The sequence below is a fragment of the Pseudomonas sp. EggHat1 genome, from assembly GCF_014892995.1.
Taxonomy (GTDB): Bacteria; Pseudomonadota; Gammaproteobacteria; order Pseudomonadales; family Pseudomonadaceae; genus Aquipseudomonas; species Aquipseudomonas chaetocerotis.
This window is the reverse complement of record NZ_JACKQK010000052.1, coordinates 1-378: the sequence shown is the minus strand read 5'-3', so window position 1 is coordinate 378 and position 378 is coordinate 1. Positions and strand designations below refer to the sequence as shown.

1 protein-coding gene is annotated in these 378 nt (G+C 59.5%); it reads right to left on the bottom strand.

Annotated features, from left to right (window positions below):
• Positions 1 to 378, bottom strand: a 378-nt coding sequence (locus INS93_RS24650) for an IS110 family transposase (protein WP_192985869.1), incomplete at both ends; no start/stop codon positions are given.

Sequence of the window (378 nt, the reverse complement as noted above, 5' to 3'; positions counted from 1 at the left end):
TCTGGCAGTAGAGCTAGTAACGTGATTCGACAAACGGGCCCGATACCTTTCACTTCAGCCAGCAAGTCATCCTTGGCCCGCCAGATCTCTGACTTTTGAATGGCGTCATTTAGCCCTGCATCGTTGGCTCTGAGGCGCTTCTCCAGCCATTGGATGTGCAGCTTGATGTCGCGTCGCAGGGCCTTGCCCACCGCCTGCTGCAAGCGCAGCTTTTCGGCGACCATCATGTCGACCATCATGTCGACCAGTTGTCGCCGACGCCCAACCAGATCCGCCAGTTCGAGCGCCTGCTCATCGGGTAACGGGCGGATGGCGGGACGGATGGCAATGCCGAATGCGGCGAGAACCCGAGCATCCAACGCGTCGGTCTTGGCCAGT